At 70.9% G+C, this 1376-nt stretch carries 2 protein-coding genes; both read left to right on the forward strand.

Annotation, left to right across the window (positions count from 1 at the left end):
* A partial coding sequence (locus tag AC2W7C_RS17985; RefSeq protein WP_486002579.1) for an SPOR domain-containing protein occupies positions 1-282 on the forward strand: 282 nt, incomplete at its 5' end.
* A gap of 190 nt (positions 283-472) precedes the next feature.
* Positions 473-1376, forward strand: a 904-nt coding sequence (locus tag AC2W7C_RS17990) for a glycoside hydrolase family 3 N-terminal domain-containing protein (protein ID WP_486002580.1), incomplete at its 3' end; no start/stop codon positions are given.

Below are 1376 nucleotides of genomic sequence, written 5' to 3' on the forward strand. Positions count from 1 at the left end.
GCCGAGAACGGCCGAGCCGCGACCGGCTCCGACCCCCGTCCGCGCGACTCGGGCGTGCAGATCGGCGCCTTCTCCACGCCGAACCTGGCCGAGCGCGAGTACGCCGCCGTGGTCGGCCGCTATCCTCAGTTCACCCGCGGCGCCAGCCGCCGAGTGCAGGAAGTCACCGCCTCGAACGGCTCGACGGTCTACCGCACCACGGTCACCGGCCTCAGCCGCGACCAGGCGACGGGGCTGTGCAGCGCCATCAAGGCGTCGGGCAGCGACTGCATCGTCCGCTAGGGGCAGCCCGGACGGTCCTGATGGCCTTCTGTTCCGCTCATCCCCGCGAACGCGGGGACCCAGTTCTGTGGATGGTCGGTTCAGCCGGGCATGCTCCGCTTGCAATCCCAGGCGCCGGTGTTTCAACGAAAGGATTGGGTCCCCGCGTTCGCGGGGATGAGCGGATGGAGGCGGGCGTTTGACGGCGGCCATGATCCTGGGTTGCAGCGGCCACCGGCTGACAGCGGAGGAGAAGGCCTTCTTCGCCGACGTTCGCCCGTGGGGCTTCATCCTGTTTCGCCGCAACGTCGACAGCCCCGACCAGGTGCGCGCCCTGACCGCCGAACTGCGCGAGTGCATCGGCGATCCCGACGCGCCGATCCTGATCGACCAGGAGGGCGGCCGGGTCCAGCGGATGGGGCCGCCGCACTGGCGCAGATATCCGCCGGGCGACGCCTATCTGAAGGCGACCAACGACCCGCTGGCGGCGCGCGAGCTGGCGCGGCTGGGCGCGCGGCTGATGGCGCACGATCTGAAGGCCGTGGGGATCAACGTCGACTGCGTGCCCGTGCTGGACGTCCCCGTCCCGGCGCCCACGACATCATCGGCGACCGCGCCTAACGCCCGCGACCCGGCGACCGTGACCCAGCTGGGCCGGGCGGCGGCTGAAGGATTGCTGGCCGGCGGGGTCCTGCCGGTGATCAAGCACATGCCGGGCCACGGGCGCGCCTTCGCCGACACGCACAAGGAACTGCCGACGGTCCATGCCGATCTGGAGGCGCTGGACGCCTGGGACTTTGCGCCCTTCAAGGCGCTGTCGGACATGCCGATCGGGATGACCGCCCACATCGTTTTCACCGCGATCGACAAGAAGCGCCCGGCGACCCAGTCGCGCAAGGCGATCCAGCTGATCCGCGAGCGACTGGGGTTCAACGGCCTGCTGCTCTCCGACGATCTGGTGATGAACGCCTTGTCAGGCACGCTCACGGAGCGGGCGCGGGCGTCGCTGAAGGCCGGCTGCGACCTGGTGATCCACTGGAACGGCGACCTGGCCGAGATGCGCCAGGTGGCCGAGGGCGTCGGCCCGGCTGGAAGGGCGGCGCGGCCCGACGGGC

This window comes from Brevundimonas sp. CURTG3B2_SDJG, assembly GCF_057364705.1.